The 25,099-nt window shown below is 60.1% G+C and carries 29 protein-coding genes; 13 read left to right on the top strand and 16 right to left on the bottom strand.

Features of this window, described 5'->3' with window-relative positions; all coding sequences use genetic code 11:
- Nucleotides 1-75: 75 nt before the first annotated feature.
- Nucleotides 76-975: a LysR family transcriptional regulator gene (locus tag JOE39_RS12935; protein ID WP_198706076.1), complete on the top strand. Its 900-nt coding sequence runs from the start codon at nt 76-78 to the stop codon at nt 973-975.
- 19 nt (nt 976-994) lie between these two features.
- On the opposite strand, the gene JOE39_RS12930 is transcribed toward JOE39_RS12935, so the two are convergent.
- Both JOE39_RS12930 and bamA read right to left on the bottom strand, forming a co-directional pair.
- Complete coding sequence (locus JOE39_RS12930) at nt 995-1,408, bottom strand: hypothetical protein (RefSeq protein ID WP_003393300.1); 414 nt, start codon at nt 1,406-1,408, stop codon at nt 995-997.
- A 119-nt stretch (nt 1,409-1,527) separates the two neighbouring features.
- A complete protein-coding gene (gene bamA, locus JOE39_RS12925) occupies nt 1,528-3,900 on the bottom strand; it encodes an outer membrane protein assembly factor BamA (protein ID WP_210077286.1) in 2,373 nt (790 codons plus the stop codon).
- Nucleotides 3,901-4,116: 216 nt separating this feature from the next.
- Between bamA and JOE39_RS12920 the strand changes: the two genes are divergently transcribed.
- Together JOE39_RS12920 and JOE39_RS12915 are read left to right on the top strand one after the other, a co-directional pair.
- On the top strand, nt 4,117-4,806 hold the full coding sequence (locus JOE39_RS12920) for a response regulator transcription factor (protein ID WP_003393298.1): 690 nt from the start codon (nt 4,117-4,119) through the stop codon (nt 4,804-4,806).
- Between the two features lie 11 nt (nt 4,807-4,817).
- Complete coding sequence (locus JOE39_RS12915; protein WP_032659941.1) at nt 4,818-6,053, top strand: ATP-binding protein; 1,236 nt, start codon at nt 4,818-4,820, stop codon at nt 6,051-6,053.
- Between the two features lie 39 nt (nt 6,054-6,092).
- Here the strand turns inward: JOE39_RS12915 and JOE39_RS12910 are convergent, their stop codons facing one another.
- The 7 genes from JOE39_RS12910 to JOE39_RS12880 are packed head-to-tail and all read right to left on the bottom strand — an operon-like array spanning nt 6,093 to nt 12,398.
- Nucleotides 6,093-7,460, bottom strand: coding sequence for an ATP-binding protein (locus tag JOE39_RS12910; protein ID WP_003393296.1), 1,368 nt, complete (start codon nt 7,458-7,460; stop codon nt 6,093-6,095).
- A complete protein-coding gene (locus JOE39_RS12905; protein WP_003393295.1) occupies nt 7,457-8,119 on the bottom strand; it encodes a response regulator in 663 nt (220 codons plus the stop codon). Before JOE39_RS12905 ends, JOE39_RS12910 begins: the two co-directional genes overlap by 4 nt.
- A 10-nt stretch (nt 8,120-8,129) precedes the next feature.
- Nucleotides 8,130-8,771, bottom strand: a complete 642-nt coding sequence (locus JOE39_RS12900) for a tetratricopeptide repeat protein (RefSeq protein ID WP_024664877.1) — start codon at nt 8,769-8,771, stop codon at nt 8,130-8,132.
- Nucleotides 8,768-9,577 (bottom strand): SDR family oxidoreductase, encoded by an 810-nt coding sequence (locus tag JOE39_RS12895; RefSeq protein ID WP_210077288.1) that lies wholly within the window; start codon nt 9,575-9,577, stop codon nt 8,768-8,770. The genes JOE39_RS12900 and JOE39_RS12895 overlap by 4 nt, the downstream gene beginning before the upstream one ends.
- Nucleotides 9,564-10,253 carry an iron-containing redox enzyme family protein gene (locus tag JOE39_RS12890; protein ID WP_210077290.1) on the bottom strand — a complete coding sequence of 230 codons (690 nt, stop codon included), beginning with the start codon at nt 10,251-10,253 and terminating at the stop codon, nt 9,564-9,566. The genes JOE39_RS12895 and JOE39_RS12890 overlap by 14 nt, the downstream gene beginning before the upstream one ends.
- The gene (locus tag JOE39_RS12885) at nt 10,250-11,731 is read right to left on the bottom strand and encodes an AMP-binding protein (RefSeq protein ID WP_210077292.1); all 1,482 of its coding nucleotides are present in this window, start codon (nt 11,729-11,731) and stop codon (nt 10,250-10,252) included. The genes JOE39_RS12890 and JOE39_RS12885 overlap by 4 nt, the downstream gene beginning before the upstream one ends.
- Nucleotides 11,721-12,398 (bottom strand): thermostable hemolysin, encoded by a 678-nt coding sequence (locus JOE39_RS12880; RefSeq protein WP_024664874.1) that lies wholly within the window; start codon nt 12,396-12,398, stop codon nt 11,721-11,723. The genes JOE39_RS12885 and JOE39_RS12880 overlap by 11 nt, the downstream gene beginning before the upstream one ends.
- A 288-nt stretch (nt 12,399-12,686) precedes the next feature.
- On the opposite strand from JOE39_RS12880, the gene JOE39_RS12875 reads away from it, so the two are divergent.
- Both JOE39_RS12875 and JOE39_RS12870 read left to right on the top strand, forming a co-directional pair.
- Nucleotides 12,687-14,024, top strand: a complete 1,338-nt coding sequence (locus JOE39_RS12875) for a DEAD/DEAH box helicase (RefSeq protein ID WP_003402477.1) — start codon at nt 12,687-12,689, stop codon at nt 14,022-14,024.
- A 184-nt stretch (nt 14,025-14,208) separates the two neighbouring features.
- The gene (locus JOE39_RS12870) at nt 14,209-14,511 is read left to right on the top strand and encodes a hypothetical protein (RefSeq protein ID WP_024664873.1); all 303 of its coding nucleotides are present in this window, start codon (nt 14,209-14,211) and stop codon (nt 14,509-14,511) included.
- Between the two features lie 106 nt (nt 14,512-14,617).
- On the opposite strand, the gene JOE39_RS12865 is transcribed toward JOE39_RS12870, so the two are convergent.
- The 4 genes from JOE39_RS12865 to JOE39_RS12850 form a co-directional block, all read right to left on the bottom strand.
- Nucleotides 14,618-15,481 (bottom strand): DUF6279 family lipoprotein, encoded by an 864-nt coding sequence (locus JOE39_RS12865; RefSeq protein ID WP_003425465.1) that lies wholly within the window; start codon nt 15,479-15,481, stop codon nt 14,618-14,620.
- A gap of 69 nt (nt 15,482-15,550) precedes the next feature.
- Nucleotides 15,551-16,279, bottom strand: coding sequence for a TorF family putative porin (locus tag JOE39_RS12860; protein ID WP_024663940.1), 729 nt, complete (start codon nt 16,277-16,279; stop codon nt 15,551-15,553).
- A 144-nt stretch (nt 16,280-16,423) separates the two neighbouring features.
- Nucleotides 16,424-16,936 (bottom strand): hypothetical protein, encoded by a 513-nt coding sequence (locus JOE39_RS12855; protein WP_003314495.1) that lies wholly within the window; start codon nt 16,934-16,936, stop codon nt 16,424-16,426.
- A 167-nt stretch (nt 16,937-17,103) separates the two neighbouring features.
- Nucleotides 17,104-17,292, bottom strand: a complete 189-nt coding sequence (locus JOE39_RS12850) for a hypothetical protein (RefSeq protein ID WP_002554403.1) — start codon at nt 17,290-17,292, stop codon at nt 17,104-17,106.
- A 306-nt stretch (nt 17,293-17,598) separates the two neighbouring features.
- On the opposite strand from JOE39_RS12850, the gene JOE39_RS12845 reads away from it, so the two are divergent.
- Nucleotides 17,599-18,435, top strand: a complete 837-nt coding sequence (locus tag JOE39_RS12845) for a S1-like domain-containing RNA-binding protein (protein WP_003314497.1) — start codon at nt 17,599-17,601, stop codon at nt 18,433-18,435.
- A 69-nt stretch (nt 18,436-18,504) separates the two neighbouring features.
- On the opposite strand, the gene JOE39_RS12840 is transcribed toward JOE39_RS12845, so the two are convergent.
- Entirely contained in the window at nt 18,505-19,137 is a 633-nt protein-coding gene (locus JOE39_RS12840) for a DsbA family oxidoreductase (RefSeq protein WP_003346259.1), read from the bottom strand.
- Between the two features lie 144 nt (nt 19,138-19,281).
- Between JOE39_RS12840 and JOE39_RS12835 the strand changes: the two genes are divergently transcribed.
- A complete protein-coding gene (locus JOE39_RS12835; protein ID WP_010421525.1) occupies nt 19,282-19,683 on the top strand; it encodes a DUF2177 family protein in 402 nt (133 codons plus the stop codon).
- A 90-nt stretch (nt 19,684-19,773) separates the two neighbouring features.
- Here the strand turns inward: JOE39_RS12835 and JOE39_RS12830 are convergent, their stop codons facing one another.
- The gene (locus tag JOE39_RS12830; RefSeq protein ID WP_003314501.1) at nt 19,774-20,154 is read right to left on the bottom strand and encodes a hypothetical protein; all 381 of its coding nucleotides are present in this window, start codon (nt 20,152-20,154) and stop codon (nt 19,774-19,776) included.
- 220 nt (nt 20,155-20,374) lie between these two features.
- Between JOE39_RS12830 and JOE39_RS12825 the strand changes: the two genes are divergently transcribed.
- The 3 genes from JOE39_RS12825 (at nt 20,375) to def (ending at nt 22,348) form a co-directional block, all read left to right on the top strand.
- Entirely contained in the window at nt 20,375-20,566 is a 192-nt protein-coding gene (locus JOE39_RS12825) for a CsbD family protein (RefSeq protein ID WP_003314503.1), read from the top strand.
- Between the two features lie 226 nt (nt 20,567-20,792).
- Entirely contained in the window at nt 20,793-21,758 is a 966-nt protein-coding gene (locus tag JOE39_RS12820) for a YihY/virulence factor BrkB family protein (RefSeq protein WP_003314504.1), read from the top strand.
- A 50-nt stretch (nt 21,759-21,808) separates the two neighbouring features.
- Nucleotides 21,809-22,348 (top strand): peptide deformylase, encoded by a 540-nt coding sequence (gene def / locus JOE39_RS12815; RefSeq protein ID WP_003314505.1) that lies wholly within the window; start codon nt 21,809-21,811, stop codon nt 22,346-22,348.
- Nucleotides 22,349-22,372: 24 nt separating this feature from the next.
- Here the strand turns inward: def and JOE39_RS12810 are convergent, their stop codons facing one another.
- Nucleotides 22,373-22,783: a GNAT family N-acetyltransferase gene (locus tag JOE39_RS12810; protein ID WP_010421538.1), complete on the bottom strand. Its 411-nt coding sequence runs from the start codon at nt 22,781-22,783 to the stop codon at nt 22,373-22,375.
- A 120-nt stretch (nt 22,784-22,903) separates the two neighbouring features.
- Between JOE39_RS12810 and JOE39_RS12805 the strand changes: the two genes are divergently transcribed.
- From JOE39_RS12805 to JOE39_RS12795, 3 genes are all read left to right on the top strand, one after another.
- Nucleotides 22,904-23,917 (top strand): ABC transporter substrate-binding protein, encoded by a 1,014-nt coding sequence (locus JOE39_RS12805; protein WP_017279208.1) that lies wholly within the window; start codon nt 22,904-22,906, stop codon nt 23,915-23,917.
- A 133-nt stretch (nt 23,918-24,050) separates the two neighbouring features.
- Nucleotides 24,051-24,551 carry a hypothetical protein gene (locus tag JOE39_RS12800; protein ID WP_210077293.1) on the top strand — a complete coding sequence of 167 codons (501 nt, stop codon included), beginning with the start codon at nt 24,051-24,053 and terminating at the stop codon, nt 24,549-24,551.
- A gap of 30 nt (nt 24,552-24,581) precedes the next feature.
- Nucleotides 24,582-25,019 carry a nucleoside deaminase gene (locus tag JOE39_RS12795; RefSeq protein ID WP_003393272.1) on the top strand — a complete coding sequence of 146 codons (438 nt, stop codon included), beginning with the start codon at nt 24,582-24,584 and terminating at the stop codon, nt 25,017-25,019.
- Nucleotides 25,020-25,099: the final 80 nt, after the last annotated feature.

Here is a 25,099-nt window from a genome sequence, read left to right as displayed (position 1 = left end):
TTGTCTCTAATGAGGCAACGCTACAGACTCGATCGGGTATGCTGGAAATCAATCTCCCAAACACTTGGTATGTGCATGAACAATACCTTGCGGCGTATCGACCTCAATCTGCTGGTCACGCTGGATGCACTTCTCTCGGAGCAGAACGTGACCCGTGCGGCGCATCGGCTGAACCTGACCCAGCCCACCGTCAGCCTGCAATTGGGCAGGCTGAGGCAAGTGCTGGACGATCCATTGTTGTTGCCGGGACCGCGGGGCATGACCCCGACCGCGCGGGCTGAAGAACTGCGCGAACCTCTCAGGCAGGCACTTGCAGCGCTGGAGTCTGCTTTGCTGCCCGGCCGGGATTTCGATCCGGCAACGGCCGATCACACCTGGCGTGTGGCTGCCAGCGACTACGCGACCATCGCATTGATATGGCCGTCGCTCGGCAGGTTGCGCAGCAGTGCTCCGGGCACACGTCTGGCCCTGTTGAACAAGCACCCTGTCAGCCTGGCCGCAGATCTTGAAAGCGGTCGGCTGGATCTGGCGTTGCACACCCGCGAGGAGGCGCCGCCCAAGCTGCGCCAGCGGTCGTTGATCCATGAGCGTTATGTGCTTGCTGGCCGGCATGATCATCCGGACCTTGTGCAACCCGTGTCGCTGACACGTTTCTGTGAGCTGGAGCATGCGGTCATGTCTCCCAACGGCGGTGGCTTCGCCGGCAGCACCGATCAGGCCTTGGCGGCGCTGGGGTTAAGTCGGCGGGTCGTATTGTCGGCGCCGCATTTCGGCTCGCTGGTGTCGGCATTGACCAGCAGCGACCTGGTTGCCGTGGTGCCTGAACGGCTGGTGCGCGGCCAGCCGACGCTCGTGGTTCAGGAACCGCCGCTTTCGATTCCGGGGTTTGAAATGCTCATGCTGTGGCCAGAGCGTTTGCACCGCGATCCGGCTCATAGGTGGTTGCGAGAACTGATGGTCTCGGCCATTGATTGAGCCGTGCGACGCTCACGATTCAAGCCCGCAGCCTGCGCTCGCGCAACGCACTCAAACACTCGCGCCCCGCAGCCTCGGCGGTTTGCATGACCGTCTGGCTGTTGTCCTCGGTGATCCAGGTCAGCAGCCGCACCTGACCCGTCGCCTGGCTGCCGCCATGCATGCGAGACAGGGTTTCGCGCTGCTTGAGCATGGCTTTCATGCGGGTGGCGAGCATGAAGATATCGTCGATGAAACCGTCTTCGACGTTGTCGTGATGCTCGATGCCCAGCCCCGTGGCGTCGTGGTCGATACGCAAATGGTAGTGCATGGCCCCGGTTGCATCCTCGCTGCCGAACAGCGCGATGACGAAGCCTTTGCCCAGCAGCGAGCGCAAGGCGTGCTGGATGATTTCCTGCACATCGGGGGTGATCTGTCTGACTTCGCGGCTCATGTAACGACTCCTGACCTGATGAGTAGTGCAGGCAGTATTCAACGACGGGATGTAAAGCGCGGTCCGGGCCAGGTAATGCTGGGTAAAGACCGCCTTGTTCATGCTGTAAAAGCTCCGCCTCAAAAGGTCTGGCCCAGCGAGAACTGGAACACTTGGGTCTCGGCGTCTTCGGGCTTTTTGATCGGCACGGCGAGGTCGAAGCTCAGGGGGCCGAGCGGCGAGTACCAGGTCAAGCCGACGCCGACCGAACTGGCCATCTGGTCGATATTGATGTTGCCGCAGTTCTGCGTGGTGGTCAGGTAGCACTTGTCGGCGTAAACCGTGCCGAAGTCCCAGAACAGCGAGGTGCGCAGGGATTTCTGGTCTTTGACGAAGGGCATCGGGAAGAGGTATTCCATGCCGCCGGTGATCAGGATGTTGCCGCCCAGGGCTTCGGTGTCGCGGTCGGAATAGTAGATCTGCCCCTGACTGGCGTAGGTGCCGGTGGCCGGGGTATTGCGCGGCCCCAGCGTGCCGTCCTTGAAGCCGCGCACCGTGGCCTGGCCGCCCGCCGTATAGTTTTCGTAGAAGGGCAGGCCGTCGGTATCGCCGTAACCGTTGCCGTAGCCGAGTTTGGTATGCAGGCGCAGCGAGGTGGTGTCGCTGAGCGGCAGGAAGGTCTGGCCGTTGTAGTCGAGTTTGTAGAACTGCAGGTCACTGCCCGGCACGGTGCTGGTCAGGGTCAGACTTTGCGAGTGCCCGCGGGTGGCAAGTACGCCCTTGTTGAGGGTCGATTCCGACCAGCCGACGCTGGCCTTGAGGTTGGTGAACGCATCACCCTCGCGCTCAATGAAGTCGTAGATCTCGTCAGCGCTGTAGCTGCCGGCGTCGAGGGTGTCACGCTGGATCGACAGCCCGTAGGTCAGGCGCGATGTTTCGCTGATCGGATAGCCGAGGTTGACCCCTGCGCCCACGCTGTTGAGCGAGTAGTAGGAGACCTCGTCGTCGTCATCGTAATACTTGCTGTAGTCGGTCGCGTTGTAGAAAACGTTGTAGCCCAGGCTCACCCCGTCAGGCGTGAAGTACGGGTTGGTGAACGCGAAGTTGTACTTGGTCTGGTACTCGGAGCGGGTCATGCCGAGGCTGGCGAAGTTGCCGGTGCCGAGAATGTTGTTCTGCGAGATAGAGCCGCCGAGTATCAGCCCGGCGCTTTGCGAAAAGCCCACGCTGGCGGTGATGTTGCCCGAGGCCTGTTCTTCGACGGCGTAGTTGATGTCCACCTGATCGTCGGTGCCGGGGGCCGCTGGCGTTTCGACGTTCACTTCCTTGAAGAAACCGAGACGCTCCAGGCGCACCTTCGACTGGTCGATCAGGTAGGTCGAGGCCCAGCCGCCTTCCATCTGGCGCATTTCACGGCGCAGCACTTCGTCGGCGGTCTTGGTGTTGCCGCGAAAGTTGATGCGGTTGGCGTAGGCGCGCTTGCCGGGGTCGACCACGAAACTGATATCAACGGTGTGATCGGCATCGTTGGCTTTCGGCAAGCCGTTGACGTTGGCGAAAGTGTAGCCATCGTTGCCCAGACGGCGGGTGATCAGGTTGGTGCTGTCAGTCATGACCTTGCGTGAAAACACCTGGCCCGGTTTGACCAGAATCAGTTGTTCGAGCTGGTCCTTCGGCACTTTCAGGTCGCCGCCCAGTTTGACGCTGCCCACCGTATACCGGTCGCCTTCGGTGATATTGACGGTAATGAACACGCCTTTCTTGTCAGGCGTCAGCGACACCTGCGTCGAGTTGATATCCATGTTGATGTAGCCGCGGTCCAGGTACCAGGAGCGCAGTCGCTCCAGGTCGCCGGAAAGTTTTTCGCGGGCGTACTTGTCATCGTTCTTGAAAAACGACAGCCAGTTGCTGGTCTTGAGCTGAAACTGATCAGCCAGCTGTTCATCGGAGAACACGGTGTTGCCGACCACGTTGATGTGCTGGATCGACGCCACCGTCCCTTCGTCGATGGTGATTTTCAGGGCGATGCGGTTACGTGGTGCAGGCAGCGCCTCGGTATCGACCGAGGCACTGTAGCGGCCCTGGGAGACATATTGGCGTTGCAGTTCATTGCGCACGCCCTCCAGCGTGGCGCGCTGGAATATCTCGCCTTCACTGAGCCCCGACTGCTTGAGCCCCTTCATCAGGTCGTCGGTGCTGATGACCTTGTTGCCGACAATCTCGATACTGGCGATAGAGGGGCGTTCGACTACATTGATCACCAGCACATTGCCATCGCGTGCAACGTTGATGTCCTGAAAGAAACCGGTCTTGAACAGTGAGCGCGACGCGTCGGCCAGGCGCTGCTCATCGGCCTGATCGCCGACATTGAGCGGCAGCGCAGAGAATACGCTGCCGGCTGATACGCGTTGCAGGCCGTTGACGCGGATGTCCGAGATGGAAAAAGTGTCGGCGTGTGCCAGCGGGACGCTGATTAACAGGCAGAACGATAGAAGCAGACGCGAAGAAATCATCAAACCCTTTCCAGAAAGCTGCGACAAAGGCATTTGAGCGCTGCCGATGACACGCCAGAAAGGGCCGGTCCGGCGGGCGCTGTTGGCTGCGCAGCATAGGGCGAGGGCATGTTGGGGACGGTTAACGCCGTGTAAGGTTAGGTAAAGATCATCGAGCCCGGCTGACACGCCGCAGCAGCGCCGGGATAATCGGCAACCACCAATCAAGGGCCTGCCATGACTTCCGTATTGCTTGTCGACGATGACCGGGAACTGACGGAAATGCTCAGCCAGTACCTGACCCGTGAAAGCTTCGACGTGACCTGCACCAACAGCGCTGAAGAGGGCGAGGTTGAAGCCTTGTCCGGGCGTCACGACATCGTCGTGCTGGACATCATGATGCCGCGCATCTCCGGTATTGAGGTGCTGCGGAGGATCCGTGCGCAAAGCCAGGTGCCGGTGATTCTGCTGACCGCACGCGGCGACAATATCGACCGTATTTCCGGTCTGGAATTGGGCGCCGACGATTACGTGCCCAAGCCCAGCTCGCCGGGTGAGCTGGTGGCGCGTCTGCGGGCGATCATGCGCCGGGTGCGTGCGGTGCCGGTGATCGAGACGGTCAGGGATGTGATTCAGGCCGGAGAGCTGATGCTCTGGCCAGGCAAGCGTGAAGCGCGCTGGCAGGGCGTGACGCTTGAACTGACCGGCAACGAGTTCTGCCTGCTCGAAGAGCTGGCGCGGCATGCCGGGCAACTGGTCAGCAAACAGAACCTGTCGATGAACGCGCTGGGACGGCCGCTGGCCCGCTACGATCGCAGTATCGACGTGCACATCAGCAGCATTCGCCACAAGCTCGGCCCGCGCAACGATAACCAGAGCTGGATACAGAGCGTGCGCAATCTGGGCTATATGTTGATCACGCCATGAGACCGAGCCGGTTGTTCTGGAAGCTGTTTCTGGCGTTCTGGCTGGCGACCAGCCTGACCTTCATGGTCGGTGCCGGCCTGTTCATGTTCACCCAGTCGGGGCGTGGCGATCCTTCGTTCAGCACGGTGCTCGACAACGAAGTGCGCATTTTGCAGCGCTCGGGCATTGCCGCAGGGCAGGCGTTGCTCGATGCCTGGCAGCCGGAGGGTCACAGCAAGGTCGGTCTGTACGACAGCCAGGGGATGCTGCTGGCGGGCGATTTGCTGGAAAACCCTCGCTTCGAACTCGCCGTGCGCACACGCGAAGGTGCACTCGTGCATATCCGCTCTACCCAGCGCCCCAACCATGACGATCAACCCTCTCACCTCAATCCGCTGATCACCGGCACGGTCATGAGTGCGCTGTTCAGCTGGTTTCTCAGCAGCTATCTGGTGGCACCGCTGATTAAATTGCGCGAGGCGATGGGCAAGGTCGCCAGAGGCCGATTCGACACACGGGTGAAACCTGATATGGGCCGCCGGCGCGATGAAATCGTCGACCTCGCCGAGGATTGCGACCGCATGGCCAATCAGCTCAAGGTCATGGCCGACTCCCAGCAACAACTGCTGCATGACATTTCCCATGAGCTGCGTTCGCCGCTGACGCGCATGAGTGCCGCCATCGGCCTGCTGCGCCAGGAGCCGACCCAACTGGACATGCTCGAACGCATCGAGCGCGAATCGGAGCGCATGGACTCACTGATCGAAGAATTGCTGACCCTGGCGCGCATGCAGAGCGATGTCGAAAGCCTGACCCGCGACCAGGTCGATGTCATCAGCCTGCTGGCGGCCATCGTCGAAGATGCCGAATTCGAGGCCGGACTGAAGCAGTGTCGGGTCAGGCTGCAGGCTCCCGGGTCTTTCGTCGCACAGGTCGACAGCGAACTGCTCTACCGGGCCTTCGAAAACGTGATCCGCAATGCCGTTCGCCACACGGCGGTCGGCACGGATGTAGTGGTGGTCGCCAACGTTCAGGCCCAGCCGCTGTGCCTGATGGTCAATGTCATCGATCAGGGGCCGGGTGTGGACGAGGCGTGCCTGCAACGGATTTTCCAGCCCTTCGAGCGCGGTCCGGAGAATGCCGCGCAGGGCTTTGGCCTGGGCCTGGCCATCGCCCTGCGGGCTATCGAAATGCACGGCGGGCAGATCGCCGCACGCAATCGGCCGGGCGGCGGTCTGGTGGTCGATGTGCTGCTGCCGGTGTCGTGACGGCGCTCGATGGCCGTCCCTCGGCGCGTTGCTCAATGCTCAGCGCAACGGCGCCTGGAGACTGGCCCTGAGCCCGCCCTCCGGACGATTGTCGAGGCTTACGTTGCCACCCATCAGCAGCGCGACTTTCTCCACGATGGCCAGCCCCAGACCTACTCCTTGATCGTTGCCACGGCTGTAGAACGGCTCGAACAAGCGTTCGCGCTCCTGCTCATCGATACCGGGGCCCTGATCGTCGACATTGAGCCGGAAGCAATGCTCACTGAACGTCAGTTCCACCGTGACCTGGCCGCCCTCGGGTGAAAAGTTGACGGCATTGGTGATCAGGTTGTGCAAGGCGATGTCCAGCGCGGGGAAGTCCACCGTTACGTCGCGGCTGGCTTCACTGCACTCAAAGGACAACTCCAGATGCTTGCTCAGCACCCACGGGGTCAATTGCACCAGACTGTCGCGCACAGCGCTGACCAGATCCACCGCCACCTTGCCCGCTGGCGACGGGCCGGGTTCCAGGCGCGCAATGGTCAGCAACTGGTTGACCAGCCGCGTGGTACGGTCCACGCCGATGATCAGGTAGCCCAGCGACTGTTTCCGCTGTTCTTCGTTGTGCGCTTCCAGGACGTTTTGCGCGTGCACCCGCAGGACCGCCAGAGGCGTGCGCATTTCGTGGGCCGCATCGGCGATGAAGCGCCGCTCGCGTTTGAGCAGGTCCTGGATCTGTCCCAGCAGGCGGTTCAGGGCGGCCTGCATGGGTTCCAGTTCGGTGGGCAGGGCGTTGAGCTGCAGCGGGTGCAGAGCACCGGCGTTACGGCCGCGCAGGGTATTGGCGAAATCGGCCAGCGGCCTCAGCCCCCAGCGGATCGCCAGCCAGATGGCGATCATCAGCACCAGACTGCCGATCAGGTTCGGCAAGACTGTGTGACGCACAATGCGATTGACCAGATCCGAGCGCACGTCATCGCGCTCACCGACCCAGACCAGCAGACCATGCTGCTCGTCCCTGAGCACGAAGGCTCGCCATTGATGGCCGGCCATGTCGTTGAAATCACTGAACCCGGTGCTCTGTGGCGGATGAGTGAAGGTCGGGGCGCTGGCAGTGTGTACCAGCGAGTTGTTGTCCTTGTCCCAGACCTGAAAGGCGATCTTGCCCTCGTAAGGGTGGCCGTCCACACGTGGTTCAGCCTGGGCGAGGGCCTGATTAAAGGCCTGATAGAGTTGCGCATGTTCCTTGCGCTCCATGGGCATGCGCATCACGCCTTCCAGCAGCCTCGCGTTCTGCGCCAGCTGGGCATCGTAGATTTCCGCGATTTCGTGATTGCTGTCATGCACGTTGAACAGCGTCAGTACCAGAAGACCACTCAGCAGCAGGCCGATGATCAGGGTCAGTGTGCGGCGGCGTATCGACTTCAAGAACGCTCCTCCACCAGGTAACCCACGCCTCGAATGGTACGGATCAGGGTGCTGGAAAACTTTTTGCGCAGATGGTGAATGTGCACTTCAAGGGTGTTGCTTTCGGCCTCTTCGTTCCAGCCATAGAGCAGCTGCATCAGCCGTTCGCGGGTCATGACCCTGCCTGGTGGCGAGAGCAATTCATACAGCAATTGGTATTCCTTGGGCGTCAGGGCAACTGCGGCATCGTGATAGCTGACCTGTTGCGTGCTGGGGTCCAGGCGGATGCCGTTGTGTTCGATCAGCACCTTGGCGCGCCCGGCACTGCGGCGTAGCAGGGCGCGCAAGCGGGCTTTGAGCTCGGACACATCGAAGGGTTTGACCAGGTAATCGTCAGCGCCACTGTCCAGGCCGATAATCCGGTCTTCGGTGGCGTCGCGTGCGGTCAGGATCATGACCGGCAGCGTCGAGCCGCTGTGACGCAGTCGACGCAGGACTTCAAACCCACTCAGCGTCGGCAGGCCGACGTCGAGAATGGCCAGATCGAAGCTCTCGCTGAGCAGGGCATGCAGGGCGCTGCTGCCGTCCTTGATCCAGTCAACGGTGTAGCCTTCCCGGCTGAGTGCCTGCTGAATGCCTTCGCCCAGTGCAACGTCGTCTTCGATAAGCAGCAGACGCATGGTGTCTCCGTCAGTTGAGCTTCTTGTTCACGCTGGCGAGCAGCGACTGGATGTCTTTCCTGCGCCCGGCGTCGGCCTCTTCACGGCCCGGACGGGGTGGTGCCTGCAACGCCTTGTTCAGGGCTTGCTGTGCTTGAGCATAGTTGCCCTGATCGAACTGATGCTGCGCCGAGAAAAATAGCGTATCTATGCCGTTCGGGTTGAGTTTCAACGCCTGCTCCAGCAATTGCCCGGCCTTGGCCGAGTCGCCGAAGCCTATCGGCCAACCCGGAACCTTGTCATACAGCGCTGCCAGGCTGGTGTAGGCCGAGCCCTGCAAGGCATTGGCGTCCAGGGTCATGGCCTTTTCCAGGTCGGCCTTTGCCTGTTTGGCTTTGCCCAGCGCACCAAGGCCGCCTTGTGCCCCGGCCCAACTGCTGGTGACGATGCCCGACCAGATCCACGCTTCTGCTGCGTCGGGACGATCCTGAGTGAAGGCCGTGGCTTGCGTGGCCAGCTTCTCGAACGCGTCGACACGCTGCTTCTCGGGCAGGCCGTACTGAATATGCGCCCATTCCTTCTGGATACCGGCCAGACGTTGCTGGTCGGGTGCATCGAGTGCCCAGAGCGGCAGGCTGATCAGGCTCATGACGACGAAAGCGATTCTTTTCATGGTATGTGCTTCTCTTGCGCAATGGGTGAACTGTGGTGGCGGATCAACGGGAGGTGCTTGCGCAGGCCGCGGTCCACGAGGGTCGGCAACAGGCTGTTGAGCCTGACGAAAAAACGCTCCGGCCAACCCAGGTAAAGCTCTCTGCGGTTGCCTGCAATGGCCTGGAGCACCGCCTGGGCGACGTCCTGCGGGTCGTCGACTGCTGAACTCAGCGCGTCGTTCAGTGCCTGTGCTGCGGCGCTGTTCATGCTGGTCCGGGTGGCGCGCGGGGCGACGTACAGTACGCCCACCCGGGTGTCGGCCAGCTCGCGACGCAGCGCTTCGGAAAACCCTCGCAACGCAAACTTGCTGGCGCAGTAGGTCGCATACCCGGCATGGCCGATGGAGCCGTAGGTAGAACCGACGTTGACCACCATGGCTTCGCTGGCCTGCTTGAGCACCGGCAGCATCAGGCTGGTCAACTGGATCGGTGCATGCACATTGAGGGTCAGCATGGAATCGATGTCGCTGGCTGACAGCTGTTCGAGCATCGCGAAATGGTTGGTGCCCGCCGCATTGATCAGCAGGTTGACGCCAGGCACGGCACTGACCGCGCGGACTACTTGCTGACGACCCTGTGCCGTGCACAGGTCCGCCTCGACCCAGTGCAGGTTGGCTGAGTAGAGTTCGAGCAGCTGACGCAGCGGATGCACATGGCGCGACACTGCCAGCACCTTGGCGCCCTGGCTGCACAATGCTTCGGCAATGGCCAGACCGATGCCGCCGCTGGCACCCGTGAGGACGACGTGCGCGTCAGGCAGCCGCATGAGCCGACTCCTTGTGCGTGGTCAGGGCAGCGCCCGGCAACTCGCGAAACATGTCGGTGTACAGGCGGTAAACCATGCGCGACGCATGAATCACGGCCTGTTGATCGTCCGGATCGTCGACCTTGTCCATCAGTGTGCGGAAGGTTTCCATGTGGCCGATGTCCAGGCTGCCGTGAGAACTCAGGTAGCTGAACGCTTCTGGCCCAAGGCCGAGCCCTTCGCGCATGCTGTCTGCTGCGTGCGTGGCCAAGGCAATGCTGGTGCCTTCCAGCACATTGACCATGCCGAACAGGCCCACCGGGTTGCCGCGTGCGATGAGGTCGTAAAGGTAGGCGACCATCAGCTCGATAGGCGCGCCGGGTTGGCCGTTTTCCACGGCGTCAGCCTGACCGCCGCAGGCACGCAGGTCGTTGATTACCCACTTTTCATGCCCGTATTCGTCCTCGATGTACTCACAGACGGCCGCGCGCAGCCATTCCATGCGCGACGGCAGCCGCGCGCCGCAAGCCATCATCAACGGCACGGTATGGCGCACGTGGTAGTAGGCCTGAGTCAGAAACGCCCGGTAACTTTCCAGGCAGACCTGGCCGGCCATTGCCTGGCGGATGATCGGCAGATTGAACAGGGTTTCGCGTTGTTCCTGGGTCGCATCCTGCAGGGTCTGAAAAAAACTCATGACAAGGCACCTTGGGTCAGGTTGGAGGGAGTGAAAAGTGTTTGGTAGCGTTCAAGAATGGCCTCGCGGCGAGGCCGGCCATTCGCGGTAGACAAACCGTTTGCGGGGCTGAAAGGTTCGTCGAGGCGGGTCCAGCTCGTGACGCGGGCATAATCGGGTAGCGTCTGATTGGCCTTGTTGACGGCCTCGTCGATCTGCAGGTCAGTGGTGCCGGGGCTCGATGGCCAGAGCAGGGCGTGGTTGGACGGCAGGGCCTCGCCATACACGAACGCTTGGGCAATGCAGAGGCTCTGGGTCAGTTCGGCTTCGATCCATTCCGGATTGACGTTGCGTCCGAAACTGGTCACGAACTGATGTTTCTTGCGGCCTTTCAAGTACAGGTAGCCGTCAGCATCGAGCTCACCCAGATCGCCGGTAGGCCACCAGGCCGGTGCGGGTGTGGTGTCGCCCAGATAGCCGAGCATCGGACTGCCGGCCACCAGCACTTCGCCGTCAGCGGCCAGGCGTAGCCAGATGTGCGGCAGTGGGCGACCGACGCTGCCGGCACGCTGGGCGTCCGGTCGATTGAGGGTGATGACCGAGGCGCACTCCGACAGGCCATAGCCCTCGAAGACCGGCAGGCCTGCCGCTTGAGCGCGTGACAGCAGATCAAGGCTGACGCGCGCGCCACCGACTGCAGCGAAGCTCAGCATCGACGCATCGAACGCGCCCGCTTCGCAGGCCGTCACCAGCAGCAGCAACAATTGCGGAACCAGAATCATGCTGTCCGGGCGGCGCTGTTGCAAAAACATCAGCAGACGCGAGGCGTCGACGCCACTGGCACCCTGGATACCCAGTTCCTGCTGGCTTGGCAGGCTGATGCGTGCGCCGGCATACAGGGCTGCATAACAGCCAATGTTTTCCAGCAGGATCGCCAGCGGCAACAGGCTCAGATGGTGTACAGGTCGCACCGACTGACTGGCTTCATGAAGCCCGCGAGCAACTCGGAGGATGCTGTCGGCACTCAGGCACACGCCCTTGGGGGTGCCTGTGGTGCCCGAGGTAAAGGTCAGTTTGGCGGTGCCCACTGGCATGTACACTTGCTCGGCAGCGCGGCGTTGCCAGAATGCGCCGTGTTGTCTGTAGTCAGAGGCCTGCAGCTCTTGGGCGAAGATCGACACGGTAATCACCGTGTCCGCCTGGCTTCGTTCCAGGCAATGCCGTCTTTGGGTGAGGCTGAAGAACGGCGGCAGCGCCACGCAGCTCAGGCCTTCGAACAGCACGGCCAGGTCCCAGAGCAGGGCGTCGGGGCTGTTGTCCAGCATCAGCGCCACGATCCGCGCATTGGCGACGCGCAACTGTTCGCGGCGCTGCGTAATCTCCTCGACCAGTGCGGCGTAATCCAGCGTCCGGTCTTCGCCTTGCAGGGCGATGGCCCGGGGCTGCTCATCGGCCAGCGTCTGCAGTCTTAGCCAAAAGGCTTCACGTTCATGCGACATGGCAATCAGGCTCCAGTGTCTGTGGCAGTCCAAAACGCTCGAAGATGCCCATGCTGCTCAGGTGCAGAAAACCGGCACGGATATCGCCGACATGCACGCTGGGCCGTGAGTCGTAATACGAGCCCCAGGTGTGACGCCCTTCGCCCAGACGGGCCGGATCGGCAGCGCACAGCGTGACCGGATTCAGGCCCAGACGATTGAAGCTGTTGACCAGTGCCGCATTGCCGGTAAAGGCGACCCATTCAAACCCGCTCATCGCCAGCAACCAGGTCACTGTGATGATGCTCAGTCGAGCGCTGCCCAGGCTGTTGGCCGCCAGGTTGCCGACTTCGACGATGCCCTGGCGCTCGATCAGGCGGCCTGCCGCAGCGTTGACCTGCTGTTCGATGGGCGCATCCAGATAGTTCTCCAGAAACAATGTGCCGGCGCTGGCGTGACGGATACCGGCAACGGCACACAGCGCGCCGCTGCCGTCCTGGAGTCCGAAAAGCTCCGGCATGAATTGCCTGACGTCGGCGTCGTGGGCCTTGCGAAATTGTTGCTGAACGAACAGTTCCAGAGGTTCACGCTGCTGTTCATGCGCCAAGGCGCGGAAGAGGGTCAGGGTGGGTGCCCCGGTATTGCCAAAACTCAGCGGTAGACGAATGTTCGAATCGATATCAGGCATTGGCGAGGCTCCTCCCCCGGTCAGCGAGTAGGGTGGAGTATCGAAGCGCTTTCTTAACCGAATCTGAAGGTAGACAAAGAAATCACGACCTTCGATTTTCCGCGCGCAAGAGGGGTGAAATATCGGCGCGAGGTGCGAGACGGCGGCATTGTCCGGCAAACTTGCGATTGGCCTTTATTCGCCCGTTGGTAAACAAAATCGGCCTTTGGTGGTAAAGAAACTCGGCCCCGGCGCTCGAAACCGTTACGCTATGCAGCTGTATTTTTGTTTTTCGTCGAGGTAGCACCCGTGTTTTCCGAATTCGCCCTGCACGAACGCCTGCTCAAAGCTGTGGCCGAGCTTAAATTTGTCGAGCCTACGCCCGTGCAGGCGGCCGCCATTCCGCTCGCACTGCAAGGGCGCGACCTGCGGGTGACTGCGCAAACCGGTAGCGGCAAGACCGCCGCATTTGTGCTGCCGATCCTCAACCGTCTGATCGGCCCGGCCAAGGTTCGCGTCGACATCCGTGCGGTGATCCTGCTGCCGACCCGAGAGCTGGCTCAGCAGACGCTCAAGGAAGTCGAGCGCTTTTCGCAGTTCACTTTCGTCAAGGCCGGTTTGATCACCGGTGGCGAGGACTTCAAGGTTCAGGCCGCCATGCTGCGCAAGGTGCCGGACATTCTGATCGGCACGCCGGGTCGTCTGCTGGAGCAGTTGAACGCAGGCAATCTGGACCTCAAACACGTTGAAGTGCTGGTACTGGACGAAGCCGACCGCATGCTGGACATGGGCTTCTCCGAAGACGTCGAACGTCTGGCCGGTGAATGTGCCGGTCGTGAGCAGACCATGCTGTTCTCTGCGACCACCGGCGGCGCTGGCCTGCGGGAAATGATCGGCAAGGTGCTCAAGGATCCACAACACCTGCAAGTCAACAGCGTCAGCGAGCTGGCTTCCGGCACACGCCACCAGATCATCACTGCTGACCACAACGTGCACAAAGAGCAGGTTCTCAACTGGCTGCTGGCCAACGAGACTTACCAGAAAGCCATTATCTTCACCAACACCAAGGCCATGGCCGACCGTCTGTATGGCCGCCTGGTGGCGCTGGAATACAAGGCGTTCGTGCTGCACGGCGACAAGGACCAGAAGGACCGCAAGGCGGCCATCGACCGTCTCAAGCAAGGCGGTGCGAAGATCATGGTTGCCACCGATGTGGCGGCTCGTGGCCTTGATGTCGAAGGTCTGGACATGGTGATCAACTTCGACATGCCACGCAGCGGCGATGACTACGTCCACCGCGTCGGGCGTACCGGCCGCGCAGGCAGCGACGGTCTGGCGATCTCGCTGATCTGTCATGGCGACTGGAACCTGATGTCGAGCGTGGAGCGCTACCTCAAGCAGAGCTTCGAGCGTCGCGTTATCAAGGAAGTCAAAGGCACCTACGGCGGGCCGAAGAAGGTCAAGGCCTCCGGCAAGGCGGTAGGCGTCAAGAAGAAAAAGACCGACGCGAAGGGCGACAAGAAGAAAGTCGCGGCCAAAGGGCCGACCAAACGCAAGACGGTCAACCGTCCCAAGTCCGACCTGGTCAGCCAGGACGGCATGGCCCCGCTGAAAAAACGCAGCACCCCGGCCCCGGCTGCCGAGTGATTGCCGTGATCGCTCCCGTGCATTCGGGAGCGATCAACCTCTTTAAAGTACTGACAACGCCTCGCTACACCGCCCGCCAGCTTCTCTGAACCGTCATACGCCTCGCAGGTCACACCCTTTGAGTCGCATGCCCGTGGCTGGAGGTCATGGGTGATCATTCCATGCTGGACGGAGGTTTAGAGAAATGACTTACAACTGGGATCTTATCGAGCGTTTGTTGCACGATGTGCAGAACAACGGCACCGCCTCGACATCCACTGAATTCGAGACGCTGCTCAATCGCAGCTACATCGAACCGCGCCCTCGCGAGGAAGGCGGAGGTGGCTCGACGTACATGCTGACAAAGCGCGGCGCAAGCCTGCTGGCTTTGATCGACAGCAGCATTCCGGGGAATGACCACCCACGTCAGGTACTCAATGAGCAGGTCGGCGACCCCCTTGACCCCGCGCTCTTCGACACCATCGCCAAAAAGCCCCAGATCGCCTAACACCGCCGACCCCGCGCATGCCGATTCCGGGCAGGACGCAGAGCGTCCGGAACGGCATACCCACCCGGAGCATGGGTACGATAGCTGTGGTAAGAGGGCTATCGGACTACTTCTGCGACTTCAGGCAATCGAGGTCGGTGAAGTCTTTGCGCATGTCGGCGATGCGGCTCAGCAATTTGGCGCGTTGTTCCGGGGTGCTCAGGGCGGTGATGTCGACGATCAGCGATATCGCGGCCTTCTCGGTCTGGTCGTAGGCCTTGCGGTATTCAGGGGTCCAGAACGTTTCGCGGTCCTGCAATAGCGCGGCGATGCGTTGCGGAAAGTCGCTGGCCTGACGCTGCTGCACCGTGGCCAGGAACAGGTTCTGCCAGCGCGTACGGTTTTCAATCCAGGCCTTGTTCTGTTCGCCCAGCGATGCAGACCAGGCCTGAATGCGGTCTTTCTGCGCCTGATTGAGCTTGCCGACCCAAGGCGTCACGCGTTTCTGCATACGGTCGGCACGTTCTGCGATCTGGCGTTCCAGTGGCTGGTCGAGGTATTTGTTTTCGCGTTTGCGCTGATCCTTGGCGAACGACTCCTGCATCTCCTGCACTTGCTTGTCATCAAAGCGCGACAGCAACTCCACCGCAGACGGGGTGATTTCCTTCGAGATCTTGGCAATCGCCTCTTTGGCTTCGCTGGTACGAGCCTGCAGCCCTTCGTACGTCACCTGGTCGGTCTTGACCATGTCTTCGAGCTTGTCCAGCCAGGTCAGGTATTCCGGCAGTTGGGTGCTGCAGTGCCAGCTCAAGTGTTGCTTGAGGCGCACGTCCAGCCAGCCTTTCTGTTCCGAATTCATGTCCAGGTAGTCGCTGAGCGTCCACGGAATGATCACGTCGAGGTTGCGATACGCCAGTCCTACCTGATTGCATCCTGCGAGCAGTGCAACGGTCATCAACAGCGTGACGAATGCTTTGAATAAAGACTGCATGACATCTCCTTGGCGTACTGACGTGCAGTAGAGGAGTGTAGCGTCTGGCAGTTCAACCGGTTTGGGCCTTTAAAAGAATGAACGCACCGCTTTGAGGGTAAACGTCCCGTCACAGCGTGCGTTGTGGCCGCTGTAAACGCTGCAATCGCCGCCGCTCAGGCTTGAGCCGCTGTAGATGAGGTTCATGTCGATGCCCAGCCAGGGGCGTGACAGGTTCAGCGACCAGTCGTTGAAGCCGTTGATCAACCCGCCGTCGGCGGCGGACTGCGGGGTATCGAACTGGTGATTGGCGTACTGCATGCGCACCCCGACGCCGAGTTGCTCGATGGCGCCCAGATCGACGAATACCGTGCTATCGCGGGTACCGACATCGTTGCTGAAGGCCGCGCCGATCCGGCTGTCACGCATGCGCAGACCGGCATAGAACTCGTGGCTGTCGATCTGGCTGGTGTCGGGGTAACTGTAACGAATCATCCCCAGCTCGTAGCCAAGGGTGTTATCGAAGGGCTTCTTGAAGCCCATGTAGGAATCGAGCTCCATCGCGGTATCGGAGGCCAGGCCCACGTTGGGCGCCCACTGCCCGAAGTAGAAACCGCTCTCGTGAGTCAGGTCCATGCCGCCGTGAAAGGAGCCGGAGCCGCCGGTGGGCGTTACCAGACCCTGGGCCATGCTGCGCGTAGGCGTGGTGGCGAGTTTCAGGTCGAAGTCGCCCAGATCCCGCTCCAGAACCTGGGCAGAGACGGACTGACAAAAAAGCATGGCGCTGAAAGACAGCACGTGTAAGCGATGGCTGAGCATGGCTCACTCCTTGATCTGCGAGGAGTGTGGTCAGGGATGGCGTATCGAAAATGGCTCAGGAGCCGACACATGCCGCGAGCTAGAGCCTCGCAAGCATACCGTCGAAATGAGCAGAGGGCGGACCGTTCGTCGATCCGTTGTGTGTCAGTTGGCCGCAGTGGTGCGCGCAGAGGGGATGATCAGACCGCGAATCACCACCAGCGCCTGCTCGAACGACGGGTAGCCGCTCTTGGCGACGTCCAGTTGGGCGTATTCAGCCTGGTAACGTTCGGCAAGCTTTGGATCGCTGACGCTCAATTGCTGGGAGAGCAGGGCGATGGCCAGGGGATGCTTGTGTTTCGCAGCGGTTTGCAGCAAATCGATAATCTGCTTTGGGTCGGCCTGCTGGCGAATCAGCAACACGGCCTGATAGAACTCGGCTTCGCCCGACGCGTCGTCAAGTGCGGCTCGGCGCAGCATGGCTTCGGCCAGCTCATAGTTTTCGCGGTTGTCTTCGCTGATCAGCAGTTTGGCCTGCAGCATGTCGTTCTGATACAGCAGGTGCTCCGCCCGGCAGGGGCTGTCGGTGAGCTGACTGTCGTTGGGGCCGTTTTCGCAGTGGTGCGACGCGCAGCCGCCAAGGTAGACAAGTGCACCGAAAAGCATCCAGTTCTTCATTCGAGCATTCCACAAAGAAGATAACGTCCAGAGCGTGATCCAGCTCGTGGTCATAGTGATATCAGAGGAGAGAGTAGCAGCGTGACCGGAAGAATATCCAGCGAAGGATGGTCAATCTAGCGCCTTGAGTGTCAAGGCGCGTAGAGATCGACAGGCAGGACGCGGTTTTACTTTTTACCGAGATTGATCTGCTTGGAAGGTGCAAAGGTCTGGCCACTCACGCCTTTGGCAATTTGCTGGATTTCACCGCCGGACTTCAGGAAAGCTGCAATCTGCGCGTTGATCGAGTCGCTCGTTTCAACGGCTGGGGCGGGTTTGGCTTTCGAGTGGGATGCTTTGATACGCATGGCTGCCATTTACCTTCATAAACGTAATACGGCCAGCCAGAGTACAGGAAACGCTTGATTATTGCTTGGTGAATATGGCATTCGCCCGAGCGGGGCCTGTAATCGGTGGCTGGCCGGATTTCTTCTAAATGGCGCTAACCGACTGTTTTCAGATATAAATTTTCGATGAGGCGCTGCGCCGCCGCCCAGCAAGGCCGATCGATGGGTAACCGGGAAACTGACGAGTGGAGGCTGCATCGCCACCTTCGGCCACGCAACGCGAACCCGGACTCAAAGTCGGGTAGAATGCCGCCCACGTAATGAGGGTATCTGGAAATGGCTTTAATCGGGCGCTACAACAGCTTGCAAATCGTCAAGCACACGAACTTCGGTCTGTATCTGGACGGTGCGCAGGATGGAGAAATCCTTCTGCCCAATCGGTACATTCCCAAGGACGTTCCTACGGAAGATGAAGACTGGCTCAATGTGTTCGTCTATCTGGACAGCGAAGACAAGCTGCTCGCCACCACTGAAAAACCCAAGGTGCAGGTCGGTGAGTTCGCCAGCCTGAAGGTGGTTGAAGTCAACAGCATCGGTGTGTTCCTCGACTGGGGCCTGCCCAAGGACCTGTTGCTGCCATACTCCGAAGAGAAGCGCACGCTGCAGGCCGGTGATTACTGCGTGGTTCACGTCTACCTCGACAAGCACACACGGCGCATCACCGCCACTGCGCGTCTGGACCGCTACCTGGATAAAACTCCCGCCAATTACAGCGTGGGGCAGGAAGTCGATCTGCTGGTCGCCGAAGCGACCGACATGGGCTTCAAGGCGATCATCAACAACAAGCACTGGGGCCTGATTCACAAGAACGAAGTGTTCAAGTTCATGCGCGCCGGCAAGCAGGAAAAAGGCTACATCAAGGAAATCCGCAGCGACGGCAATATCAGCCTGAGCCTGCAGCCCGTCGGTGCAGAGGCCGCAAGCAGCCTGAATTCGAAGATTCTTGCCAAGCTGCGCGAGAACGACGGCACGCTGCCAGTCAGCGACAAAAGTGATCCGCAGGTCATCAGCGGCCTATTTGGCGTCAGCAAGGGCAACTTCAAAAAGGCCATTGGTGCGTTGTACAAGCAGGGCCAGATCGTGATTCACGCCGACCGTATCGAGCTGGTCTGATACGGCATCGCAGCCTGGGTGCCCTTGAGTTAATCGATGTGAGCTGCAATCGACGCAGCTTGCGGCACCTCAGGCCCAGGTGGCGAGCGCGTCTATTTCCTGGCTCAGGCGATCAAACGGCAAGGTGCCGTTGAATACCCGGGCGTCTTCCAGTGCCTCGCCACTGCGTCGCAGCAGCAGGACCGGCACCGCTCTCAGTCCAAGCTTTTGCGCCAATTGCTGGTCGTCCATCACGGCCTTTTCGAAATGACCGGCGTTGAGTGCCTGCTCCATCGCTTGCCGATCCAGTCCGGTGGTGGCGGCCAGCTCGAGCAGCGTGTGCGTCTCGCCGATATCCAGCCCCTTTTCGAAGAAAGCCCGATAAGCCTCTTTGTGGAAGGCTTCAAAACTTCCTGCGTTTCTGGCAAAGGCCGCGGCTTCCAGCACCTTGCGGCTGCGCGGCTGAACGCTGGGCATCTTCATTGTCACCTGACGCCTGTCGGCCATCGGCAGCACTGAGCGAGACCAGGTTTCACGCAGATAATCGGCACTCGGGTCGAGCAGTGCCAGCGGATCAGGGCGCAGTTCAAAGGCATGCCAATTGAATTCGAGCCGTTCACCGTAGGTTTGCTGAAGCTGTTCCAGGACGGCCAGTTGCAGGTAGCAGAAGGGGCAGACGTAGTCGCTCCAGACATCTATTTTCAGGGGACCAACAGTGTTCATGTGCTTGAAACTCCATAACGCTCGTTAACACTGACTCCCTTAACCTTTTAAAAGTCCTGAAGTTGGATGGATCAATGTCTACCTTTGGTCGGTCATACCCTCAAGCGGGCTTTCCCGGCCCTGAAACTTCATCAAGGACGCGCCATGAAAAGAATACTGATCGCTTACTTCGGCACATTGCTGGCGTTTCTGATCCTCGACGGACTGTGGCTGGGCGTGTTGATGGGGCCGACCTACCGTGAATGGCTCGGACCGCTGATGCTCGATACGCCCGTATTAGGACCTGCCATCGCGTTTTATCTGCTGTATGGGGCGGGGGTGGTGTTTTTCGGCGTCATGCCTGCGCTCAGAGTGCAACGACTGAGCCATGCGACATTGTGCAGCGGTCTGCTGGGGCTGATTGCCTATGGCACCTATGACCTGACCAACTGGGCCACCTTGCAGGGCTGGCCGGCGCAGCTGGCGCTGGTGGATCATGCGTGGGGCACGATTGTGTCGGCGCTGGCCGGTACGGCGGGCTATCTGGCGGTACGTAAGTTTGCCTGAAGCGCTGTGCCGCAATGAGCGTTGCCGATGCGCAACGTTCACCCGACGCAGTGCGCGAGCGTAGCGGCTACGCTGCCGCTACGTTCAGAGTTACTTCTGCAGGAAGCTGGCAAAACTCAGGTTGCTGCCCTTGGGGCGCATGTCCTTGAGGAAAGAGTCCTTGTCGGCGCTCAGCTCCAGGCTGACGGTCGGCTTGCGCTTGTCGGCATTGCGCACTTCAAGGCCTTCCATGTGATCGCGCATGAAGACCGTGGTCACTTTCAAATGCAGCAACTGGTCGGTTTCAGGCGTGTGCAGCAGCAGGTGCAGCCACTCGTACTGACCTACTTGCAGGCGCGGGACAGGCAGGTCGAACCACCAGATGTTTCTTTTGTGGTCGAGCACGGCGAAATGCGTGTTGTTGACGCCCAGCACTGCACCACCCAGATCCTGGTTTCTGCGTGCGATGGCCAGCTTTTTATCGAGTTTCATAACGTTCCTGTGAATCGGTGTGTTCAGCGTGTCGGCCCTGCCGGACAACGGTGGCGCGCATTCTCGCACAAACTCTGCCGCAAACATGCCCCAATGCACGGCAGATGAGCGGCAACAGGGCCCCGAAAATAGTTGAAACTCTTTGCCTCCCACGCAGGTCAATCTTTCGTCGAGTACGACATCCGATTCCAGTGCGGTCTTCAGACCCAGGAGATTTTCGATGAGCAGCACCAGCGATAAAGCCAAAGGTATGGCCAACGAAGCAGTTGGTAACGTCAAGCAGGCTGTTGGCAAGGCTACCGACAATGACAAGCTGCAGGCTGAAGGCAAGGTACAAGAGCTGAAAGGCGAAGGCCAGCAGGCCGTAGGCAAGGTCAAGGACGCGATCAAGAAGGGCGTTGACAAGGCTTGAGTCGATTGTTTCCGGCGCGTTGGCGCCGGGAGCATGCATTACCGATAACGGTCATCCACGGATGGCCGTTATGCTTTCTGCTCTGCGGGACTGAAACCTTTCATGGCCTGTCCAGTCAATGTGCCATCGGTATTCGCGTATCGGCTCCGTCAGCGCGATATGTCATCTAGGACATGCCGGTTTTCAGGATGTAAGGTTTTCCAGTAAGGGAGCGAGAGGAAGCGCCATGATTTTCCCCCATTTGCGTAAATTGAAAGTCGGCAAGGTGCTGGTGAGAACCGTCAACGAGTTCCTCGATGACGAGATGTCCACCTATGCATCGGCACTGGCTTACCAGATGCTGTTTTCTCTGTTTCCGTTCCTGCTGTTTCTGATCGCGCTGATCGGTTTCTTGCATCTGCCGGACTTTTTCTCCTGGTTGCGACTGCAATCGGAGTTCCTCTTGCCGCCGCAGGCCCTCGAGCAGGTCAACCCGGTCATCGACCAGTTGCAGCAGTCCAAGGGTGGCTTGCTGTCGATCGGTATCGTCATCGCGCTGTGGACCGCGTCAGCAGGTGTGCGCCTGATGATGAGCGCCATGAACGCTGCGTACGACGTAGTCGAAGGGCGTCCTATCTGGAAGCGTCTGCCGCTGTCGATTCTCTACACAGTAGGCATTGCCGGCATGTTGCTGGCGGCAGCCGCCTTCATGGTGCTCGGGCCGCAGGTCATGAACTGGATTGCCGCGCAGATCGGCATGGAAGACTTCATCGTCACACTGTGGACCATCCTGCGCTGGCCCGCGATCATCATTCTGCTGATGGTCGCTGTGGCACTGATCTATTACGTGATGCCTGACGTCAAACAGGAGTTTCGCTTCATCACTCCAGGTTCGGTGCTGGCCGTGGTGGTATGGATCGTTGCTTCCCTGGCCTTCGGTTTTTACGTCAAGACCTTTGCCGACTACAACGCCATGTACGGCAGCATCGGCGCGATCATCGTGCTGCTGCTGTATTTCTACATCTCGGCGGCGGTGCTGTTGCTGGGGGCGGAAATGAATGCGGTGATCGAGCACATGTCCGCTGAAGGCAAGGACGCAGGCGAGAAGGAAGCCGGTGACGGCGGCGAAGAAAGCAGCGAGACAGACAAGCAGCATGTCTCCGGTCTGGGCCGCGACCACTCAGTGCCGCTGCAGAAGGCTGACGAAGCCTGATCGATTTCTGTGGCAAGATCGCTTTTTAAGTCGGCAAGAGACAGGCAGTCATGATCCACAAAATCCTGAAGATGGGCGATGAGCGCTTGTTGCGCATCGCCCCTCCGGTGCCCGCAGAGATGTTCGGCAGCAGCGAGCTCGATACGCTGATTGCTGACATGTTCGAAACCATGCACAGCGTCGGCGGTGTTGGCTTGGCGGCACCGCAGATCGGCATTGACCTGCAACTGGTGATTTTCGGTTTCGAGCGCAACGAGCGCTATCCCCAGGCCGAGGCGGTCCCGCAGACGATCCTCATCAACCCGCTGATTACCCCGCTGAGCCCGACGCTGGAAGAGGGCTGGGAAGGGTGTCTGTCAGTGCCCGGATTGCGCGGCATGGTGGACCGTTATCAGAGCATTCGTTACGAAGGCTTCGATCCTCAGGGGCAGCCCATCGAACGTGTTGCCCATGGTTTTCACGCACGCGTCGTTCAGCATGAATGCGACCACCTGATCGGTCGACTTTACCCATCCCGCATCACCGATTTCAGTAAATTCGGCTTCATGGACGTGATGTTTCCGGACATGGACCCCAACGCCGACGAGTGATCGTCGTGTGGCACAGCGAAGCCGTCAGGCTTCGCGGCACAGTGCTATCAGCGGCTTGCTGCGGCTGTAACGCATGAATCGTTCGCCGAGGGTCTGTGGCAGACGCTGTGCCGTCTCGAATCCTGAGCGTTGGTAGAAGACCAGCAGGTCCGGATGGCAGAACAGCCAGATCGGCCCGCCCAACGGTTGCAACGCGGCTTCGATCAAGCCCCGCGCCACCGCTTGTCCACGCAGCGCCGGCGCCACGAATAGCCCGGTCAGCCAATGCCCCTCTGCAACGGGCGTCAAGCACAACGCGCCGATGATTTCTGCCTGCTTTGCAACCCATGCCTGGCCTTTGCTGGCAGCGCGCATTGACGACTGGTGCTCGCGGTAGAACTTGCCCAGCAATGGGCGACATTCATCAGGTAGTGGGTAGAACTGGATTTCGGACATCGCGGCTGCGCTTGAAATAGGAGCCTTGCATCATACAGAGGCTCAAGCCTTGACAACTAATCGGCGCAGGCTGGTGTCGATACTTTCAGACCCGTTTCTTCCGCGCCATTTGAGGTGAGCATGAAATCAATAACACGACTACTGGGCTGTTCACTTCTGGCGCTGGGCCTACTGGGTCAGACCGCGACCGCGGCTGAAAAAACCAAGCCTATCCAGTTTGGCGCGCTGACCTGGGAAAGCGGCAGCCTGATCACTGAAGTCCTGCGTACCATTGTCGAGAAGGGCTATGGCTACCCGACCGATACCCTGCCAGGCAGTACGGTCAGCCTGGAAACCGCGCTGGCGAAAAATGATATTCAGGTGATCGCCGAAGAATGGACCGGACGCAGCCCGGTGTGGGTCAAGGCTGAAGAGGAAGGCAAGGTGCTCGGCTTGGGCAACATCGTCAAGGGCGCGACCGAAGGCTGGTGGGTGCCCGAGTACGTGATCAAGGGCGACGCCGCCAAAGGTATCAAGCCGCTGGCGCCTGACCTGAAGTCTGTCGCGGACCTGGCGCGCTACAAGGACGTCTTCAAAGACCCGGAATCGCCGGACAAGGGCCGATTCCTCAACAGCCCGAGCGGCTGGACCTCGGAAATCGTCAACACCCAGAAACTCAAGGCTTATGGCCTGGCCGACAGCTTCGTCAACTTCCGCACCGGCTCGGGCGCAGCACTGGACGCCGAGGTCGCATCGTCCATCCGGCGCGGCAAGCCGGTGTTGTTTTACTACTGGTCACCTACGCCCCTGTTGGGCAAGTACAAGCTGATCAAACTGGACGAGCCCGCCTTTGACGCTGAAGCCTGGAAAACCCTGACCGACGCCAGCAACCCCAACCCGCGCGGCACGTCTTCGCTGGCGGCAACGCTGTCGATCGGCGTGTCGGCAGAATTCAGCAAGCAATACCCTGAGCTGGTGAGTGTCTTCAAGGGCGTGGATTTTCCGATTGACCTGCTGAACAAGACCTTGGGCGAAATGAGTGACAAGCATGAGGATGCCAAGGTCGTGGCTGCACGCTTTCTCAAGCAACATCCCGACGTCTGGAAAGCCTGGTTGCCTGCCGATGTGGCGGAACGGGTCAGCAGCAGTCTTTAATGTTCACTCTGCTGCATGGCGCCAGGCGCATAGCTGATAGCGGCATCAATGACCGGTATGCGACGCGCCGAGTGGTAAAGCCCCGCCGAGCTGATAAGTTCAGGTCTGGGTCAATCGATGCTCGGGAGGCGTCATGACTGATCACGCTCGGGGCTCGCGGGGCAATTGGCAGACCTGCCTGGCATTGCTGGCCTGTCTGTGCCTGGACGCGATGCATCCGGCCAGCGCCGAAGAGGCCGACGACATGGCGCTGGCCCTGGTGGAACAACGAAACCTGGGCGAAGGCCTTGCCTGGCTGGGCTATCAGGTCGCCTCGCGCACGGCGACGTTTGCCGGTATCGTGCAGGCTGTCGGCAAGACTGAAGCGCAGGAACTGGTACAGAAAGAATTGCAGCGCCTCAAGCCGGAATATCAGGCGCAGTGGGACCGCAACCTGGCAGCCGCTTATGCTCATGCCTTTACCGCCGAGGAATTGCGTTCGCTCAATCAGGGCGAGGATTCGCCTGCATTGGGTAACAGATTCAGGGCGAGAAATACCCAGGTCAGCACCGATATGAAAGCCCGGTCATCGGAGCTGCTGGGACAATTTGTCAGTCGTGCGCTGAGCAATGCCGAGGCAGCACTGCGACGCTGACAGCTATTTTGACGAGACGAGGCAAAGAACATGGACGCATTCATGCAGGCAGCATTCGATGAGGCGCAACTCGGGCTGAAGGAAGGCGGAATTCCTATCGGCTCGGTCATCGTCCACGGCGGCAAAATCATCGGTCGAGGCCACAACCGTCGTGTACAAGAGGGCAGTGCGACGAAGCATGGCGAGATGGATGCGCTGGAAAATGCCGGTCGCCAGCCTGCCAGTGTCTACCGTGACTCGGTCCTCTACACCACGTTGTCGCCTTGTGCGATGTGCAGCGGTGCGATCCTGCTCTACGGGATTCGCAAAGTGATCATCGGTGAGAATGAGTCCTTCATGGGCGAGGAAGAACTGCTGCGCTCGCGTGGCGTGCAGATCGACGTGCTGGACAACCCTGAGTGCACACACATGATGAAAGACTTTATCGCCAGCAAGCCCGAACTGTGGAACGAAGACATCGGCGAGTGAATCCCGCGTCTTGTCAGCCCCACGCTCCGCGTTCATCGTAAATCTGACTGCTCATCGTGCCAATGCTCCGCATTGGCATG

The sequence above is a fragment of the Pseudomonas sp. PvP100 genome, from assembly GCF_017833055.1.
Classification (GTDB): domain Bacteria; phylum Pseudomonadota; class Gammaproteobacteria; order Pseudomonadales; family Pseudomonadaceae; genus Aquipseudomonas; species Aquipseudomonas syringae.
The sequence above is the reverse complement of the archived record's forward strand: the minus strand, read 5'-3'. Positions and strand labels throughout refer to the sequence as shown.

What these genes read in the sequence shown, in the direction of transcription:
- JOE39_RS12935 (WP_198706076.1), top strand. Translation starts at nt 76, where the DNA reads ATGAACAATACCTTGCGGCGTATCGACCTCAATCTGCTGGTCACGCTG.
- JOE39_RS12930 (WP_003393300.1), bottom strand. Translation starts at nt 1,408, where the DNA reads ATGAGCCGCGAAGTCAGACAGATCACCCCCGATGTGCAGGAAATCATC.
- bamA (WP_210077286.1), bottom strand. Translation starts at nt 3,900, where the DNA reads ATGATTTCTTCGCGTCTGCTTCTATCGTTCTGCCTGTTAATCAGCGTC.
- JOE39_RS12920 (WP_003393298.1), top strand. Translation starts at nt 4,117, where the DNA reads ATGACTTCCGTATTGCTTGTCGACGATGACCGGGAACTGACGGAAATG.
- JOE39_RS12905 (WP_003393295.1), bottom strand. Translation starts at nt 8,119, where the DNA reads ATGCGTCTGCTGCTTATCGAAGACGACGTTGCACTGGGCGAAGGCATT.
- JOE39_RS12900 (WP_024664877.1), bottom strand. Translation starts at nt 8,771, where the DNA reads ATGAAAAGAATCGCTTTCGTCGTCATGAGCCTGATCAGCCTGCCGCTC.
- JOE39_RS12895 (WP_210077288.1), bottom strand. Translation starts at nt 9,577, where the DNA reads ATGCGGCTGCCTGACGCGCACGTCGTCCTCACGGGTGCCAGCGGCGGC.
- JOE39_RS12890 (WP_210077290.1), bottom strand. Translation starts at nt 10,253, where the DNA reads ATGAGTTTTTTTCAGACCCTGCAGGATGCGACCCAGGAACAACGCGAA.
- JOE39_RS12885 (WP_210077292.1), bottom strand. Translation starts at nt 11,731, where the DNA reads ATGTCGCATGAACGTGAAGCCTTTTGGCTAAGACTGCAGACGCTGGCC.
- JOE39_RS12880 (WP_024664874.1), bottom strand. Translation starts at nt 12,398, where the DNA reads ATGCCTGATATCGATTCGAACATTCGTCTACCGCTGAGTTTTGGCAAT.
- JOE39_RS12870 (WP_024664873.1), top strand. Translation starts at nt 14,209, where the DNA reads ATGACTTACAACTGGGATCTTATCGAGCGTTTGTTGCACGATGTGCAG.
- JOE39_RS12865 (WP_003425465.1), bottom strand. Translation starts at nt 15,481, where the DNA reads ATGCAGTCTTTATTCAAAGCATTCGTCACGCTGTTGATGACCGTTGCA.
- JOE39_RS12860 (WP_024663940.1), bottom strand. Translation starts at nt 16,279, where the DNA reads ATGCTCAGCCATCGCTTACACGTGCTGTCTTTCAGCGCCATGCTTTTT.
- JOE39_RS12855 (WP_003314495.1), bottom strand. Translation starts at nt 16,936, where the DNA reads ATGAAGAACTGGATGCTTTTCGGTGCACTTGTCTACCTTGGCGGCTGC.
- JOE39_RS12850 (WP_002554403.1), bottom strand. Translation starts at nt 17,292, where the DNA reads ATGGCAGCCATGCGTATCAAAGCATCCCACTCGAAAGCCAAACCCGCC.
- JOE39_RS12845 (WP_003314497.1), top strand. Translation starts at nt 17,599, where the DNA reads ATGGCTTTAATCGGGCGCTACAACAGCTTGCAAATCGTCAAGCACACG.
- JOE39_RS12840 (WP_003346259.1), bottom strand. Translation starts at nt 19,137, where the DNA reads ATGAACACTGTTGGTCCCCTGAAAATAGATGTCTGGAGCGACTACGTC.
- JOE39_RS12835 (WP_010421525.1), top strand. Translation starts at nt 19,282, where the DNA reads ATGAAAAGAATACTGATCGCTTACTTCGGCACATTGCTGGCGTTTCTG.
- JOE39_RS12830 (WP_003314501.1), bottom strand. Translation starts at nt 20,154, where the DNA reads ATGAAACTCGATAAAAAGCTGGCCATCGCACGCAGAAACCAGGATCTG.
- JOE39_RS12825 (WP_003314503.1), top strand. Translation starts at nt 20,375, where the DNA reads ATGAGCAGCACCAGCGATAAAGCCAAAGGTATGGCCAACGAAGCAGTT.
- JOE39_RS12820 (WP_003314504.1), top strand. Translation starts at nt 20,793, where the DNA reads ATGATTTTCCCCCATTTGCGTAAATTGAAAGTCGGCAAGGTGCTGGTG.
- def (WP_003314505.1), top strand. Translation starts at nt 21,809, where the DNA reads ATGATCCACAAAATCCTGAAGATGGGCGATGAGCGCTTGTTGCGCATC.
- JOE39_RS12810 (WP_010421538.1), bottom strand. Translation starts at nt 22,783, where the DNA reads ATGTCCGAAATCCAGTTCTACCCACTACCTGATGAATGTCGCCCATTG.
- JOE39_RS12805 (WP_017279208.1), top strand. Translation starts at nt 22,904, where the DNA reads ATGAAATCAATAACACGACTACTGGGCTGTTCACTTCTGGCGCTGGGC.
- JOE39_RS12800 (WP_210077293.1), top strand. Translation starts at nt 24,051, where the DNA reads ATGACTGATCACGCTCGGGGCTCGCGGGGCAATTGGCAGACCTGCCTG.
- JOE39_RS12795 (WP_003393272.1), top strand. Translation starts at nt 24,582, where the DNA reads ATGGACGCATTCATGCAGGCAGCATTCGATGAGGCGCAACTCGGGCTG.